Genomic DNA, 14,577 nt, shown 5'->3' with positions numbered 1-14,577 from the left:
GCGGCAGCTCCTACAGGGAAATGCGAATTCCTGTGTAGGAGCTGCCGAAGGCTCGGGCCGCGATCGGACGATCTTTGCTTCCAAAGGCGAAGACTAGTCTTCCTTGCCCTTGTTGCGCACAGCACGCTGCAGCTCACGACCGGCGTCGCGTTCGCGCTCGGTGTCACGCTTGTCGTATTCCTTCTTGCCCTTGCCCAGAGCAATCTCGCACTTGACCATGTGCTTGCTCCAGTACCAGGACAGGCAGACGCAGGCGTAACCCTTTTGCTGCACCATCGCGGCAAGCTTTTCCAGCTCGCGGCGGTTGAGCAGCAATTTGCGTGTGCGCACCGGGTCAGCGATGACGTGGGTACTTGCGGTCATCAGAGGCGTGATGTGGCTACCGAGCAGCCACGCTTCGCCATCCTTGAGCAGGACATAGCTGTCAACCAGCTGTAGCTTGCTTGCCCGCAGACTTTTTACTTCCCAGCCGGCCAGGACCAGACCAGCCTCGAACTTATGCTCGATGAAGTAATCGTGTCGCGCCTTTTTGTTCTGCGCGATGGTCCCTGTTGGGTGTTTCTTCTGTTTAGCCATAGGGGCGGCATTATATGGAGATAAACGGCCGTCGGCTACGGTGATGCTGCGTGCTTGAGCAGGTTGAGTGAATCCCGGACAATGCGGCCTCTTTTTCTAACGCTTGGGCGTGATAAACGATGTCGACAGACAAGGTTTCTGTCCACGGCAGTTGGGCTAGCCGCTGGGTATTCATACTCGCCGCGACCGGTTCGGCCGTGGGACTGGGTAGTATCTGGAAATTCCCCTACATGGTCGGGGTCTACGGCGGCGGTGCGTTTGTACTGATGTTTCTGGCGTGTATCGCCCTGATCGGCATCCCGGTCATGCTCGCTGAAACCCTGATTGGCCGCCGCGCACGGCAGAGTCCGGCGAACGCCTTGAAGGTATTGGCGCTGGAAGCCGGGCACTCGGCCAGATGGTCGTGGGGCGCGTTTGCCGGGATGATCACGGCATTGCTGATCCTGTCTTTCTATAGTGTGGTCGGCGGCTGGTCGCTGGATTACATCGTCGACATGGGTCGCGGTGACTTCCAAGGCGCGACGGCCGATCAAGTCGGCACGTATTTCGGCAATGTCATCGCCGATCCATGGCGCCTGACACTTTGGCACACGATTTTTATGCTGCTGTCCGCCTTCGTCATCGCTAAAGGCGTGGTCGCCGGGCTGGAACGCAGCTTGCGCATCATGATGCCGTTGCTGTTTGTGATGGTGTTGGTTCTGCTGGGTTACAGCATGACCACCGGGCATTTCATGGAAGGCGTGCATTTCATGTTCGACTTCCACCCGGAAAAAGTTCTCGACGGTCTGCTGCCTGCGATGGGCCACGCGTTCTTCTCGCTGAGCGTTGGCGTCGGCTCGATCATGATCTACGGCGCGTACATGCCGAAGAACGCGTCGCTGTCCGGCACGGTGGTCGGCGTGGCGCTGCTTGATACCTTTGTCTCGCTGGTCGCCGGTCTGGCGTTGTTTCCGATCGTCTTCGCCGCCGGCCTGAACCCGAGCGAAGGCCCGGGCCTGATGTTCGTCAGCCTGCCATTTGCCTTTGGTAACGTAGCCTTCGGCCAATTGATGGGCGTGGTGTTCTTCGTGCTGGTCGCCGTCGCGGCCTGGAGCTCGGCGATTTCCCTGCTCGAGCCGATGGTGGCGTATCTGGTTGAACGCACCAAAGTCAGCCGCGCCTGGGTGACGTTCTGGTTGGCGTTTACCTGCTGGTTCGTCGGTTTGGGCACGGTGTTCTCCTTCAATATCTGGAAGGAAGCCAAATTTTTCGTGAACGAAGACGGTCTGTTCCACCTCTACCAATGGGGTGCGAAGAGCGGTCTGGACTTCTTCGGTGTGATCGATTTCTTCACCTCGCGGATGATGTTGCCGCTCGGTGGCCTGTGTTTTGTATTGTTCGCCGGATGGGTGATGGGGCGTGAAGCGGTGCGTGACGAGTTGTCGATCCGCAACCCGAAACTGTTTGCCCTGTCTCTGTTCTTGATGCGCTACGTGGCGCCAATCGGCATTGTTGTAGTGTTTGCCGCTCAGCTCTGGAAGTAACGCTTACATGACGACTCATATTCAACGCTCAGCCCTGTTGCCATACCCGGCGCAATTCCTTTACGACCTGGTCAACGACGTGGCGCGTTACCCGGAATTTCTGCCGTGGTGCTCGGCGGCTGAGGTGCTGGAAAGCTCGCCTGAGCACATGCGCGCCAGTGTTGGCGTGGCGAAGGGCGGGCTGAGTCAGCATTTCGTCACGCGCAATACGCTGGTGCCGGGACAGTCGATCGAGATGAATCTTGAGGAAGGCCCGTTCAACCAGTTGCACGGCGTTTGGGTATTCAAGGCGTTGAACGAGAAGGCCTGCAAGATCAGCCTGGATTTATCGTTCGATTACGCCGGGCCGCTGGTGCGTGCGACGTTGGGGCCGCTGTTCAATCAGGCTGCCAACACGTTGGTGGATGCGTTCTGCCAGCGCGCCAAGCAGATGCAGGGTTAAGCCGGTGATCGAGATAGAAGTGGTGTATGCCGCGGTTGATCGCCAGGTTCTGGGCACGGTCAGCGTGGCAGAGGGCACGACAGTGCGTGCTGCGGTGCTCGCTTCGGGGATTGCTGAAGAGTTTCCTGAGCTGAATCTGGCGGAATGTCCGTTGGGGATTTTCGGCAAGGTCGTGCCGGATCCAGACTCGCGGGTGATTCAGGCAGGCGAGCGCATTGAGATTTACCGCCCTCTGCTCGCTGATCCGAAAGAAGTTCGACGCTTGCGTGCGGCCAAAGCAGCTGAGGCTAAAGCGCGAAATCTTTAAATAAGCCAAACGCCAGACAATAAAAAACCCGGAATTTCCGGGTTTTTTATTGCGTCGCAAATTATTGCGGCGTGGTGTCCAGCGGCTCTGGTGTTGGAACCGGAACGGTTTCCACACCATCGACGTCCTTCTGGATCTGATCCAGCAAGGAACCTGGCTTGACCGGTTTTTCCGGTGCTGGCTTCTCGGTGTTTTCAGCAGGAGCGGTCACGTTAGTGCCACTGTCCTTACCGAGAATGGCTTCGTCACGGCTGACGCCCGGCATAAAGTCACCGGACAAGCTGACAAGCTGGTCGTTAGAATTGAAGATAACGCTGACGCGTTCCTGTTGGCGTTCACCGCCACCCGGTTGCAGGCTATACAGGTAATCCCAGCGATCGGCATGGAACGTGTCGGTCAGCAGGGGGTTACCCATAATAAACCGTACTTGCGGCCGGGTCATTCCCGGGCGTAACTGGTCTATCATATCCTGCGTGACGACATTGCCCTGCTGGATGTCGATTTTGTAAACCCCGGGGAATGAACAACCGGCGAGTGCGAGCAGTCCCACAAAGGTGAAACTGGTTAGCAAGAGCTTGGTGTTTTGCATCGGTGGGCGACTTCCACTATCTTGGCTGGGACAACGTAAACGCCGATCATACCCGCATTAAGAGAAGCTGCGAAGCAGCATCGCGAGAAAGCTGACCATGGTTGAAAATAGCGAACTACGCAAAGCCGGCCTCAAAGTGACCCTGCCACGGGTCAAGATCCTGCAAATGCTCGACTCTACCGAGCAGCGTCACATGAGTGCCGAGGACGTCTACAAGGCGTTGATGGAAGCTGGCGAGGACGTCGGTCTGGCCACGGTTTACCGTGTTCTGACCCAGTTCGAAGCAGCTGGCCTGGTGGTCCGTCACAACTTCGACGGCGGCCACGCGGTATTCGAACTGGCTGACGGTGGCCACCATGACCATATGGTCAACGTGGAAACCGGTGAAGTGATCGAGTTCTTCGACGAAGAAATCGAAAAACTTCAGAAGTCGATCGTCGAGAAGCATGGCTTTGAGATGGTTGATCACAACCTGGTGCTGTACGTCCGCAAGAAAAAGTAAGCATGTCGCGCGAATTCAGGTTTGCGAAACGAGCGAAGGCGACCCAAGGGTCGCCTTCGTGCTTTCTATTGTTTCAAAATCTTAAACTTTCGCCGTAACCACCATTTTTTTCGCGTGAGCCAACGATTCCTTGGTCAGATCGATGCCGCCGAGCATCCGCGCGACTTCTTCTATTCGTTCGGTCTTGCTCAGCTTGGACACAGCTGTGTGGGTTGCCTCATCGCCACGCACCTTGTGCACAAACAGGTGCTGATGACCCTGCGCGGCCACCTGCGGCAAATGCGTCACCGTCAGTACCTGCCCGCGTTCACCCAAACGACGTAGCAACTGGCCGACAATTTCCGCCGTCGGGCCACCAATGCCCACGTCCACTTCGTCGAATACCAGCGTTGGCACCCGGGATGTCTGCGCAGTGATCACCTGAATCGCCAGGCTGATCCGCGACAGCTCACCACCGGACGCCACTTTCGCCAACGCCTTCAACGGTTGTCCAGGGTTGGCGCTGACCAACAATTCGACCTGTTCCAAGCCGTTCGGCAGCAGTTCGTCACTGCTGTTGGCGCGCAGCTCGATGGTGAATCGGCCGCCGGGCATGCCCAGACGCTGAATCTCTTGTTCCACTGCACTGGCAAGGCTGCCGGCGGCCTGATGGCGCAGATCGCTCAGCTCGCGGGCCTTCTCTTGATAATGACGGGCGTAAGACGCCAGCTCCTCACCCAGGCGCTCGATGGATTCGTCGTTGGCATTCAGGGTTTCGATTTCATCCAGCAGCTTCTGCTGCATTTCCGCGACTTCGGTCGGCTGGATTCGGTGTTTGCGCGCCAGCGTATAAATAGCGTCGAGGCGTTCTTCCAGATATTGCAGGCGTGCCGGATCGGCATCGAAGTTGTCGAGGAAGCGATTGAGTTCACCGACAGCCTCTTCAACCTGAATCTGCGCGCTGGTCAGCAAGCTGCTGGCTTCGCCCAGAGCACCGACCGAATTATTCACGCTCGACAGGCGATTGAGACTGGCGGTCAGTGCGTTCAGGACATTACCCGAGTCACTTTCGCTGCATTGCTCGACCACTTGCCGGCAAATGCCCAGCAAGGTTTCGGCGTTGGTCAGATTCTTGTGTTCCTGCTCCAGTTGCTCCAGTTCGTTATCGCCGAGACCGAGGTTTTCCAGTTCTTCGAGCTGATAGCTGAGCAGTTGATGGCGCGCGCGTTGTTCGTCGCCGGAATTGGAAAGGCGCTCCAGTTCCTGACGGGTCTGGCGCCAGCGCTGGGCAGCCAGTTGAACCTGACGGGCCAGATCGGTCGCGCCGGCGTATTCGTCGAGCAAACGGCGATGGGTATCGGTTTTCAGCAGCGACTGGTGTTCATGCTGGCTGTGGATATCGATCAGCAATTCGCCAAGGGACTTGAGGTCGCCGAGCGGGCAGGGCGTGCCGTTGATGTAGCCACGCGAACGGCCTTCGCTGGTGATGACCCGACGGAGGATGCACGGGCCGTCGATGTCCAGATCGCGCTCGGCCAGCCAGGCGCTGGCCTCGGGGATGTCGACCAGATCGAACGTCGCGAGGATGTCGGCCTTGTCGGCGCCCGGGCGAACCACGCCGCTGTCGGCACGATCGCCCAGGGTCAGGCCGAGGGCGTCGAGCATGATCGACTTGCCGGCGCCGGTTTCCCCTGTGATCACGCTCATCCCGCGATCAAGTTCGAGATCGAGATGTTCAACGATGGCGTAGTTATGTACGGACAGGTGCACCAGCATAAAGGCCGCTCCCAGGCTTTAGGTCTGGTTATTTATACAGTGTTTTGTTTCGGCCTGACAATGCCCTCGCTTAGCTCGATTTGCTTGAACCGCAAAACTTCTTAGCGCATCAGGGAATGAGAATGCGGCACTTTTTTGTAGGGTTAATGCTTGAAGGCCCTTGAAGCCTGATTTTGCGGCCCCATATATCGGGACAGAAGCGCGGGTCAGGCTCGCGGAAGAAATTGAAAGGAGAATTCTATGGCTGACGAACAGACAGTAGATACGCAAAACCCAGATGCCCCTCAGGCGCCGGAAGGTTCGAGTGATGACCTGGCGACCCGTGTGCAAGTGCTCGAAGAGCAATTGGCCGCAGCGCAAGATCAATCTCTGCGCGTAGCTGCCGATCTGCAGAACGTCCGCCGCCGTGCCGAATTGGACGTCGAGAAGGCGCACAAATTCGCCCTGGAGAAATTCGCCAGCGACCTGCTGCCGATCGTCGACAGTTTGGAGCGCGGTCTCGAGTTGTCGAACCCGGACGACGAAAGCATCCGTCCGATGCGTGAAGGCATCGAGCTGACGCTGAAAATGTTCCACGACACCCTCAAGCGTTATCAGCTTGAAGCGATCGATCCGCATGGCGAACCGTTCAACGCTGTTTACCATCAGGCGATGGCTGCACAAGAAAGCGCCGACGTAGAACCGAACAGCGTTCTGAAGGTGTTTCAGAAAGGCTACCAGCTCAACGGTCGCCTGTTGCGCCCGGCCATGGTTGTGGTCAGCAAGGCGCCTGCGCCAATTTCGCCTTCGATTGACGAGAAGGCTTGAAATTAGCCGCAAGGCCCCCATTTAGAAGTCAAGCGTTTAAGTGCTACCGCAGTCAGCCACCACTGCTGCGGCATCCAAATCCAAAGTTTCGGGAGAGTTAACATGGGCAAAATTATCGGTATCGACCTGGGGACCACCAACTCCTGCGTCTCCGTGCTGGAAAACGGCAAAGCAAAAGTTATTGAAAACGCTGAAGGCGCGCGTACCACGCCGTCGATCATCGCTTACGCCAACGATGGCGAAATCCTGGTAGGTCAGTCGGCCAAGCGTCAGGCTGTGACCAACCCGCACAACACTCTGTACGCAGTAAAGCGTCTGATCGGTCGTCGTTTCGACGAAGAAGTTGTGCAGAAAGACATTCAGATGGTTCCGTACAAGATCGCCAAGGCTGACAACGGCGACGCCTGGGTTGAAGTGAACGGCCAGAAAATGGCGCCGCCACAAATCTCGGCTGAAATTCTGAAGAAGATGAAGAAGACCGCCGAAGACTACCTCGGCGAGCCAGTGACTGAAGCGGTCATTACCGTTCCGGCCTACTTCAACGACAGCCAGCGTCAGGCGACCAAAGACGCCGGCCGCATCGCGGGTCTGGACGTAAAACGTATCATCAACGAACCAACCGCAGCCGCTCTGGCTTACGGTATGGACAAGGCCAAGGGCGATCACACCGTGATCGTTTATGACCTGGGTGGCGGTACTTTCGACGTCTCCGTGATCGAAATCGCTGAAGTTGACGGCGAGCACCAGTTCGAAGTGTTGGCCACCAACGGTGACACGTTCCTGGGCGGTGAAGACTTTGACATTCGTCTGATCGACTACCTCGTCGACGAATTCAAGAAAGAAAGCGGCATGAACCTCAAAGGTGACCCGCTGGCGATGCAGCGCCTGAAAGAAGCCGCTGAGAAAGCCAAGATCGAACTGTCCTCGAGCCAGTCGACCGACGTTAACCTGCCGTACATCACTGCAGATGCGACCGGTCCTAAGCACCTGAACGTGAAAATCTCGCGTGCCAAGCTTGAAGCACTGGTTGAAGACCTGGTTCAGCGCACCATCGAACCTTGCCGCATCGCCATGAAAGACGCTGGTCTGGACGTTGGCGCGATCAACGACGTGATTCTGGTCGGTGGTCAGACCCGTATGCCGCTGGTACAGAAGCTGGTAACCGATTTCTTCGGTAAAGAAGCACGTAAAGACGTTAACCCGGACGAAGCTGTTGCCATGGGTGCTGCGATTCAGGGCGCTGTTCTGGCCGGTGACGTGAAAGACGTTCTGTTGCTCGACGTCAGCCCGCTGACCCTGGGTATCGAAACCATGGGTGGCGTGATGACCGCGCTGATCGAGAAAAACACCACGATTCCTACCAAGAAATCGCAAGTGTTCTCGACTGCCGACGACAACCAGGGCGCTGTGACCATTCACGTGCTGCAGGGTGAGCGTAAGCAAGCCACTCAGAACAAGTCCTTGGGCAAGTTCGACCTGGCCGACATTCCACCTGCTCCACGTGGCGTGCCACAGATCGAAGTAACCTTCGACATCGACGCCAACGGCATCCTGCACGTCGGCGCGAAAGACAAGGCTACCGGCAAGACTCAGTCGATCGTGATCAAGGCCAACTCCGGTCTGTCCGATGACGAAATTCAGCAAATGATTCGTGATGCTGAAGTCAACGCTGAAGAAGACCGCAAGTTCGAAGAACTGGCCGCTGCCCGTAACCAGGGTGATGCACTGGTTCACTCGACTCGCAAAATGGTTGCTGACGCGGGCGACAAAGTCACCGCCGAAGAGAAGACTGCGATCGAAGCGGCTGTGGTTGCTCTGGAAGCCGCTGTCAAAGGCGACGACAAGGCTGCTATCGAAGCGAAGGTTGAAGAGTTGTCGAAAGTCTCCGCTCCGGTTGCTCAGAAGATGTACGCCGAACAGGCTCAGCCAGCTGATGGCGCAGCCCCGCAAGGCGAATCGGCTGAGAAGGCTGACGACGTTGTCGATGCAGAGTTCGAAGAAGTCAAAGACCACAAGTAAGTTGTTGGTCGGCCGGTTGACTGCCTTCGGGCAGTGACTGGTAGGATGTCGCCGCGCGGGAGCTAGCTCCCGCGTTGGCGTATCTGGAATACGCGAATTTTTACAGCATGCGACAACGTTCGGATGCTGGCGGTATGGCCGGGAATGCTCCTGCTTTTCGCGCCGCAAGTACCGCAGAATCAAAGACCAGGATCGTTGAATTGACGTGAGTTGGGTCCGGGCCTGTATTGGGGCTCAACGAGTTTGGCGATCCTCAGGAGGGGTTTGCCGGACGTCCTCAAGAGTGCAGAAGACTTATGGCAAAGCGTGACTATTACGAAGTGTTGGGTGTTGAGCGTGGCTCAAGCGATGCAGACCTGAAGAAGGCCTATCGTCGTCTGGCGATGAAGCATCACCCGGACCGTAATCCCGATGACAAAGCGTCGGAAGAACTGTTCAAAGAGGCCAATGAGGCCTACGAAGTACTGTCCGATTCCAGCAAGCGTGCGGCTTACGACCAGTACGGTCATGCCGGCGTCGACCCAAGCATGGGCGGCGGTGCCGGTTTTGGCGGTCAGAACTTCTCTGACATCTTTGGCGATGTCTTCAGTGATTTCTTCGGTGGCGGTCGCGGCGGTGGTCGTGGCGGCGCTCAGCGTGGCAGTGATCTGCGCTACACCCTCGAGCTGAATCTGGAAGAAGCGGTGCGCGGCACGTCGGTGAATATCCGCGTTCCGACACTGGTCAACTGCAAGCCGTGCGACGGTTCGGGTGCCAAGAAAGGCTCCTCGCCATCGACGTGCCCAACCTGCGGCGGCATCGGTCAGGTGCGCATGCAGCAAGGCTTCTTCTCGGTGCAGCAAACCTGCCCGCGTTGCCATGGCCAAGGCAAGATCATTTCCGATCCGTGCGATTCCTGCCACGGTGACGGTCGCGTTGAAGAGTACAAAACCCTGTCGGTCAAAGTACCGGCCGGCGTCGACACCGGCGACCGCATTCGTCTGTCCGGCGAAGGCGAAGCGGGTACGCAGGGCGGCCCGACGGGCGACCTGTACGTGGTCATCAACGTGCGCGAGCACGATATCTTCCAGCGTGACGGCAAGCATCTGTTCTGTGAAGTGCCGATCAGCTTCGTCGACGCAGCATTGGGCGGCGAGCTGGAAATCCCGACCCTCGACGGTCGCGTCAAACTGAAAATCCCTGAAGGCACCCAGACCGGCAAGCAGTTCCGTGTGCGTGGCAAAGGCGTTGCGCCGGTGCGTGGCGGCGGTGCAGGCGATCTGATGTGCCGCGTTGCGGTCGAAACGCCGGTGAATCTGAACCGTCGTCAGCGCGAACTGCTGGAAGAATTCCGCAGCTCGCTGGCCGACGACAACAGCCATTCACCGAAAACCACCGGTTGGTTTGACGGTGTGAAGCGTTTCTTCGGCGATCTGTAAGGAGTCGGCATGCGACGTATAGCTGTGATGGGCGCTGCTGGGCGCATGGGTAAGATTCTGGTCGAAGCCGTGCAACAGCGCGCGCCGCTGACCGGTTTGACCGCTGCCGTGGTGCGTCCGGGTAGCACGTTGATCGGCGTCGATGCCGGTGAGCTGGCTTCGTTGGGTCGTATTGGCGTGCCACTGTCCGGTCATATCGAAGCCGTGGCTGAAGAGTTCGACGTACTGATCGACTTCACCCTGCCCGAAGTGATGCTGAAAAACCTGGCGTTCTGCCGCAAGGCAGGCAAAGCCATGGTTATCGGTACCACCGGGCTGGACGCGGCGCAGAAGCAATTGCTGGCCGATGCCGGGAAAGATATCCCGATCGTGTTTGCTGCCAACTTCAGCGTCGGGGTCAACCTGTCGCTGAAATTGCTCGAGATGACCGCGCGGGTGCTGGGCGATGAGGCTGACATCGAGATCATCGAAGCTCATCACCGGCACAAGATCGACGCACCTTCGGGTACCGCGCTGCGCATGGGCGAAGTGATTGCCGATGCGCTGGATCGTGATCTGCAGAAGGTTGCGGTCTATGGGCGTGAAGGTCACACCGGCGCGCGTGAGCGTGAAACCATCGGTTTTGCCACGGTTCGCGGCGGTGATGTGGTCGGCGATCACACCGTGCTGTTTGCCTGTGAGGGCGAGCGTCTGGAAATCACCCACAAGGCTTCCAGCCGCATGACCTTCGCCAAGGGCGCGGTGCGTGCTGCGCTGTGGCTCGACGGGCGTGAGCCGGGCCTGTATGACATGCAGGATGTGCTCGATCTGAAGTAATTCGATCGTGAAAAAAAACAAGGCGCGTAAAGCGCCTTTGTTTTGTCTGAAGTTTCAATTTTTGAAAGGAATGCAACGGATGCAACCATTGGATCTGGCCGATGTGGCCAAGTACGTCGAAGACAATATCGGCACGTTTCACCAGAAGCGTCTCGACAGCCTGTCGCGGTTGAAGCTCAAGAGTGTGCTCAAGCGCAAGAATCCCTACATGTTCAAAGCCAAGGACATGCAGACGGCGGAGCAGATCGTTCGCGGGATTGTTGATGCGCACGTGTCTTCTAACGAGGAAACCCTGTTCGGCGATTGGCTGGAAGGGCTGGCGATCTTCATCAATGGCAAGACCTATGGAGGATGGAAGTCAGCGGTCGCCGGTGTTGATCTGGAGTTTGATAAAGACGGGCGCCGTCATCTGGTCGCGATCAAGTCCGGGCCGAACTGGGGCAACAGCTCGCAGATCACCCAAATGCGCACCAACTTCAAAACGGCGCAGCGCACGTTGCGTACCAGCCAGTCCGGCCTGAACATCGTTGCCGTCAACGGTTGCTGCTACGGGCGTGATAACAATCCGGACAAGGGCGACTACAGCAAACTCTGCGGGCAGCGTTTCTGGGAGTTTATCTCGGGCGACCCGGATCTGTTTGTCGAGCTGATCGGGCCGCTGGGCTTTAAGGCGCACGAGCGTAATGCCCAATTCCAGGACTCGTACACGCAACTGGTCAACCAGTTCACGGAAGAATTCACCCGCGAGTTTTGCAACGCTGAGGGTGCGATCCAGTGGGATCGTCTGGTACGCCTCAACTCTTCAAGCGATGAGTGAGGCGTGAGGCGTGAGGGAGCAGGCGCTCCCTCGGCAGTGAATCAGGCCAGTTCCAGGTCGAATTGGAGCTTCTTCTTCTGCTGCTCGAACACTTGCAGCCAGTCGTTGTGCGACGTGGCCTGGTAGCGCGAGAAGCGGAAGTCCTGCGGCGGTGCCTGATCGGTGCCGCTGAGCAGGTCGCGAATCAATTTGCCAACTGCGTGGCCGAGGCTGACCGGAACGGCGTTGCCGACCTGTTTGTATTGCTCGATCAGCGGGCCAGCCAGTTGCCAGTCGTCCGGAAACTCCTGGATGCGTTTGTATTCCTGAATCGACAGCGGGCGATCCTCTTCCGGGTGCGCGAGGTCGGTGGCCGGCATGGCCGGGTGAGTGACCAGCGTCGGCGAGGGTTTTTCCCAATGCAGACGGCGCAGGAAACCGGTTTTGCCGCCGCCGGAGAAATACGACTTACCGAGAGCTTCTTGCTGCAAGTCCGGAGTCAGGCTGCGCCAGTTCTGTCCGGCGGTGAGCATGCGGTAGTACTTGAGGCGTTTTTCCGGGAAGTTCAGGTGCGTGTGCTGATCCAGACCGACCAGTGCGCCGCGCAGCTTGTTCCAGACCGGCAGGCCGTGGGAGCCGTCTTCGGAGTGGGTTGGCGTCAGGAATGGCGCTTCTTTGCCGTCGCGGGAGCAGACAATGATGACCCGCTCGCGAATCTGCGGCGTGCCGAAGTTTGCCGAGTTGTACAGGTTGAACGTGCAGGTGTAGCCGGCACGTCGTAGCACGCTAATGACGAAGTTGAGCGCGCCGCCCTTCATTTCGTCGAGGGACAGATCGGGGAATTCGCTGCCGCGCTGATTGTGCGGGCGATGATCCATTGGGCACGACAACAGCCCGCGCACGTTCTCGATCACGATGAAGCGTGGGCGAATTTCCAGCGCCAGATCGATGTACTTGAGGAAGGCGTTGCCGCGATCATCATTGAACGCCTTGCGCTTGCCGGCGGTGCTGAAGGCCTGGCAGGGCGGGCCGCCGACGATCAGGTCGACGTCTTCGGCGCGCACCTGTGCGGCTTCCAGCACTTGCTCGGCGGTGCAGTCATTGATGTCACCGAGCAGCGCGGTGTTGGGGCGATTCAGGGTGATGGTCTGGCGGCAATGCTTGTTCGATTCGCAGGCCAGGCGGATATCGAAACCAGCCTTTTCCAGGCCGAGATCGAGGCCCATGGCGCCGGAGAAAAAACTCAGAGCGATAGGTTTGCGCTCGCTCGACGACGTCTGCACGGCGTAAGCAGGGTGATCTTGTGCAATCATATGTGCGGTTCGGAGCCCGTAATTTTTTAAGCTGGCGTGGTCGATGATCCAGGTGTTACCGATCTTTTCGGACTGGAGGTCGCCGTTGCGGCAAAGGGTTCTGACCCGTTGCGTACTGACATTCAGCAGCGTGGCGGCGTCAGCGATGCTGATGTGGGTACTCATTCAGGGTTTCTTGCTCGAAACTTGAGATGGGTACCTATTCTAAAGAGGGGTGAAGGGGTGTCAACCGTGCCATCACTGTGGCCGCGCGTCGCCATGCCTTTATAAGGCGAGTTTGTGTGTGTTTCGCCCTTCCGAAATCGAGGTCTTTCCTGTAAGCTACAGCTTTAGTGTGTCCACTAAAAGCGCGCAGAATAATTCAGTGAAGAAGCGGGGTGACGTGTCCATACGTCACTCCGCTTTTTTACAACCTGCGATTGCCCCTTCATGCTTTATTTACGGGAGGTCTTCTTGACTAAGCCAGCCATACTCGCCCTTGCTGATGGCAGCATTTTTCGCGGCGAAGCCATTGGAGCCGACGGTCAGACCGTTGGTGAGGTGGTGTTCAACACCGCAATGACCGGCTATCAGGAAATCCTTACCGATCCTTCCTACGCCCAACAAATCGTTACCCTGACTTACCCGCACATCGGCAACACCGGCACCACGCCGGAAGACGCCGAGTCCGACCGCGTCTGGTCCGCTGGCCTGGTCATTCGTGACCTGCCGCTGGTAGCGAGCAACTGGCGTAACACGATGTCCCTGTCCGATTACCTGAAAGCCAACAACGTTGTGGCAATCGCCGGTATCGACACCCGCCGCCTGACCCGCATCCTGCGTGAAAAAGGCGCACAGAACGGCTGCATCATGGCCGGCGACAACATCTCCGAAGAAGCGGCAATCGCTGCTGCGCAAGGCTTCCCGGGCCTGAAGGGCATGGATCTGGCGAAAGTCGTCAGCACCAAGAAGCAATACGAATGGCGCTCGACTGTCTGGGATCTGAAGACCGACAGCCACGCGACCATCGAAGCTTCCGAGCTGCCTTACCATGTGGTTGCCTACGACTACGGCGTCAAGGTCAACATCCTGCGCATGCTGGTCGAGCGCGGCTGCCGCGTCACCGTGGTGCCTGCTCAGACTCCCGCTGCCGACGTGCTGGCACTGAAGCCGGACGGCGTGTTCCTGTCCAACGGCCCGGGCGATCCGGAGCCATGCGACTACGCGATCAAGGCGATCAAGGAAGTCCTGGAAACCGAAATTCCGGTATTCGGCATCTGCCTCGGTCACCAACTGCTGGCTCTGGCCTCCGGCGCCAAGACCCTGAAAATGGGCCATGGCCACCACGGTGCCAACCACCCGGTACAGGATCTGGACACTGGCGTTGTGATGATCACCAGCCAGAACCACGGTTTCGCGGTAGACGAAGAAACCCTGCCAGCCAACGTGCGTGCGATCCACAAATCGCTGTTCGACGGCACCCTGCAAGGCATCGAGCGCACCGACAAGAGCGCGTTCAGCTTCCAGGGTCACCCTGAAGCGAGCCCGGGCCCGAACGACGTCGCGCCACTGTTCGACCGCTTCATCAACGAGATGGCCAAGCGACGCTAAGCGTTCGCCTTGAGACTGTAGAGAGAAGCCCTCGAGGGCGGCCCCGGCACCGGCGGCCCCCTCGGGACTTCAGAAATCGATCAAGACGGCTTGCCGACTGACCTGCGGATTTGAGTGACAAACC

General features: G+C 58.1%; 14 protein-coding genes. 10 read left to right on the top strand and 4 right to left on the bottom strand.

What is annotated here, in order from left to right; genetic code table 11:
• Positions 1–93 precede the first annotated feature (93 nt).
• Entirely contained in the window at positions 94–576 is a 483-nt protein-coding gene (smpB, locus tag ACP3TY_RS21645) for an SsrA-binding protein SmpB (protein WP_008088297.1), read from the bottom strand.
• Positions 577–695: 119 nt separating this feature from the next.
• Between smpB and ACP3TY_RS21640 the strand changes: the two genes are divergently transcribed.
• The 3 genes from ACP3TY_RS21640 to ACP3TY_RS21630 are packed head-to-tail and all read left to right on the top strand — an operon-like array spanning position 696 to position 2,848.
• A complete protein-coding gene (locus ACP3TY_RS21640) occupies positions 696–2,099 on the top strand; it encodes a sodium-dependent transporter (RefSeq protein ID WP_426618442.1) in 1,404 nt (467 codons plus the stop codon).
• 7 nt (positions 2,100–2,106) lie between these two features.
• Positions 2,107–2,541, top strand: coding sequence for a type II toxin-antitoxin system RatA family toxin (locus ACP3TY_RS21635; protein WP_159812890.1), 435 nt, complete (start codon positions 2,107–2,109; stop codon positions 2,539–2,541).
• Positions 2,504–2,848, top strand: a complete 345-nt coding sequence (locus ACP3TY_RS21630) for an RnfH family protein (protein ID WP_426618441.1) — start codon at positions 2,504–2,506, stop codon at positions 2,846–2,848. Before ACP3TY_RS21635 ends, ACP3TY_RS21630 begins: the two co-directional genes overlap by 38 nt.
• Positions 2,849–2,909: 61 nt before the next feature.
• On the opposite strand, the gene ACP3TY_RS21625 is transcribed toward ACP3TY_RS21630, so the two are convergent.
• Positions 2,910–3,437 carry an outer membrane protein assembly factor BamE gene (locus ACP3TY_RS21625; RefSeq protein ID WP_053117016.1) on the bottom strand — a complete coding sequence of 176 codons (528 nt, stop codon included), beginning with the start codon at positions 3,435–3,437 and terminating at the stop codon, positions 2,910–2,912.
• A gap of 97 nt (positions 3,438–3,534) precedes the next feature.
• Between ACP3TY_RS21625 and fur the strand changes: the two genes are divergently transcribed.
• The gene (fur, locus tag ACP3TY_RS21620; protein WP_008088309.1) at positions 3,535–3,939 is read left to right on the top strand and encodes a ferric iron uptake transcriptional regulator; all 405 of its coding nucleotides are present in this window, start codon (positions 3,535–3,537) and stop codon (positions 3,937–3,939) included.
• Positions 3,940–4,020: 81 nt separating this feature from the next.
• Here fur and recN read toward each other — a convergent pair whose 3' ends face one another.
• Positions 4,021–5,694 (bottom strand): DNA repair protein RecN, encoded by a 1,674-nt coding sequence (gene recN, locus ACP3TY_RS21615; RefSeq protein WP_053117017.1) that lies wholly within the window; start codon positions 5,692–5,694, stop codon positions 4,021–4,023.
• A 240-nt stretch (positions 5,695–5,934) separates the two neighbouring features.
• On the opposite strand from recN, the gene grpE reads away from it, so the two are divergent.
• The 5 genes from grpE to ACP3TY_RS21590 all read left to right on the top strand — a co-directional run bounded on the left by grpE (position 5,935) and on the right by ACP3TY_RS21590 (position 11,571).
• Positions 5,935–6,501, top strand: a complete 567-nt coding sequence (gene grpE / locus ACP3TY_RS21610; protein WP_053117018.1) for a nucleotide exchange factor GrpE — start codon at positions 5,935–5,937, stop codon at positions 6,499–6,501.
• A 102-nt stretch (positions 6,502–6,603) separates the two neighbouring features.
• Positions 6,604–8,520, top strand: coding sequence for a molecular chaperone DnaK (gene dnaK, locus ACP3TY_RS21605; protein ID WP_158830202.1), 1,917 nt, complete (start codon positions 6,604–6,606; stop codon positions 8,518–8,520).
• Positions 8,521–8,816: 296 nt separating this feature from the next.
• A complete protein-coding gene (dnaJ, locus tag ACP3TY_RS21600; protein ID WP_426618440.1) occupies positions 8,817–9,938 on the top strand; it encodes a molecular chaperone DnaJ in 1,122 nt (373 codons plus the stop codon).
• A 9-nt stretch (positions 9,939–9,947) separates the two neighbouring features.
• Positions 9,948–10,754 (top strand): 4-hydroxy-tetrahydrodipicolinate reductase, encoded by an 807-nt coding sequence (gene dapB, locus ACP3TY_RS21595; RefSeq protein WP_212549748.1) that lies wholly within the window; start codon positions 9,948–9,950, stop codon positions 10,752–10,754.
• A gap of 79 nt (positions 10,755–10,833) precedes the next feature.
• Positions 10,834–11,571, top strand: coding sequence for a PmeII family type II restriction endonuclease (locus tag ACP3TY_RS21590; RefSeq protein WP_159812894.1), 738 nt, complete (start codon positions 10,834–10,836; stop codon positions 11,569–11,571).
• 41 nt (positions 11,572–11,612) lie between these two features.
• Here ACP3TY_RS21590 and ACP3TY_RS21585 read toward each other — a convergent pair whose 3' ends face one another.
• Positions 11,613–13,028 (bottom strand): DNA cytosine methyltransferase, encoded by a 1,416-nt coding sequence (locus tag ACP3TY_RS21585; RefSeq protein ID WP_053117023.1) that lies wholly within the window; start codon positions 13,026–13,028, stop codon positions 11,613–11,615.
• 288 nt (positions 13,029–13,316) lie between these two features.
• Here ACP3TY_RS21585 and carA point away from each other — a divergent pair, with 288 nt between their 5' ends.
• Positions 13,317–14,453 (top strand): glutamine-hydrolyzing carbamoyl-phosphate synthase small subunit, encoded by a 1,137-nt coding sequence (gene carA / locus ACP3TY_RS21580; RefSeq protein ID WP_053117024.1) that lies wholly within the window; start codon positions 13,317–13,319, stop codon positions 14,451–14,453.
• The last annotated feature ends 124 nt before the right edge of the window (positions 14,454–14,577 follow it).

Origin of the sequence: Pseudomonas rustica, assembly GCF_049959085.1 — a bacterium.
Classification (GTDB): domain Bacteria; phylum Pseudomonadota; class Gammaproteobacteria; order Pseudomonadales; family Pseudomonadaceae; genus Aquipseudomonas; species Aquipseudomonas rustica.
This window is presented reverse-complemented; position numbering and strand designations above follow the sequence as displayed.

Excerpts from the sequence above, each read along its gene's own strand:
- ACP3TY_RS21630 (WP_426618441.1), top strand. The coding sequence starts at position 2,504 with ATGCGTTCTGCCAGCGCGCCAAGCAGATGCAGGGTTAAGCCGGTGATC.
- smpB (WP_008088297.1), bottom strand. The coding sequence starts at position 576 with ATGGCTAAACAGAAGAAACACCCAACAGGGACCATCGCGCAGAACAAA.
- ACP3TY_RS21585 (WP_053117023.1), bottom strand. The coding sequence starts at position 13,028 with ATGAGTACCCACATCAGCATCGCTGACGCCGCCACGCTGCTGAATGTC.
- ACP3TY_RS21635 (WP_159812890.1), top strand. The coding sequence starts at position 2,107 with ATGACGACTCATATTCAACGCTCAGCCCTGTTGCCATACCCGGCGCAA.
- dapB (WP_212549748.1), top strand. The coding sequence starts at position 9,948 with ATGCGACGTATAGCTGTGATGGGCGCTGCTGGGCGCATGGGTAAGATT.
- ACP3TY_RS21640 (WP_426618442.1), top strand. The coding sequence starts at position 696 with ATGTCGACAGACAAGGTTTCTGTCCACGGCAGTTGGGCTAGCCGCTGG.
- grpE (WP_053117018.1), top strand. The coding sequence starts at position 5,935 with ATGGCTGACGAACAGACAGTAGATACGCAAAACCCAGATGCCCCTCAG.
- dnaK (WP_158830202.1), top strand. The coding sequence starts at position 6,604 with ATGGGCAAAATTATCGGTATCGACCTGGGGACCACCAACTCCTGCGTC.
- recN (WP_053117017.1), bottom strand. The coding sequence starts at position 5,694 with ATGCTGGTGCACCTGTCCGTACATAACTACGCCATCGTTGAACATCTC.
- ACP3TY_RS21625 (WP_053117016.1), bottom strand. The coding sequence starts at position 3,437 with ATGCAAAACACCAAGCTCTTGCTAACCAGTTTCACCTTTGTGGGACTG.
- ACP3TY_RS21590 (WP_159812894.1), top strand. The coding sequence starts at position 10,834 with ATGCAACCATTGGATCTGGCCGATGTGGCCAAGTACGTCGAAGACAAT.
- dnaJ (WP_426618440.1), top strand. The coding sequence starts at position 8,817 with ATGGCAAAGCGTGACTATTACGAAGTGTTGGGTGTTGAGCGTGGCTCA.
- fur (WP_008088309.1), top strand. The coding sequence starts at position 3,535 with ATGGTTGAAAATAGCGAACTACGCAAAGCCGGCCTCAAAGTGACCCTG.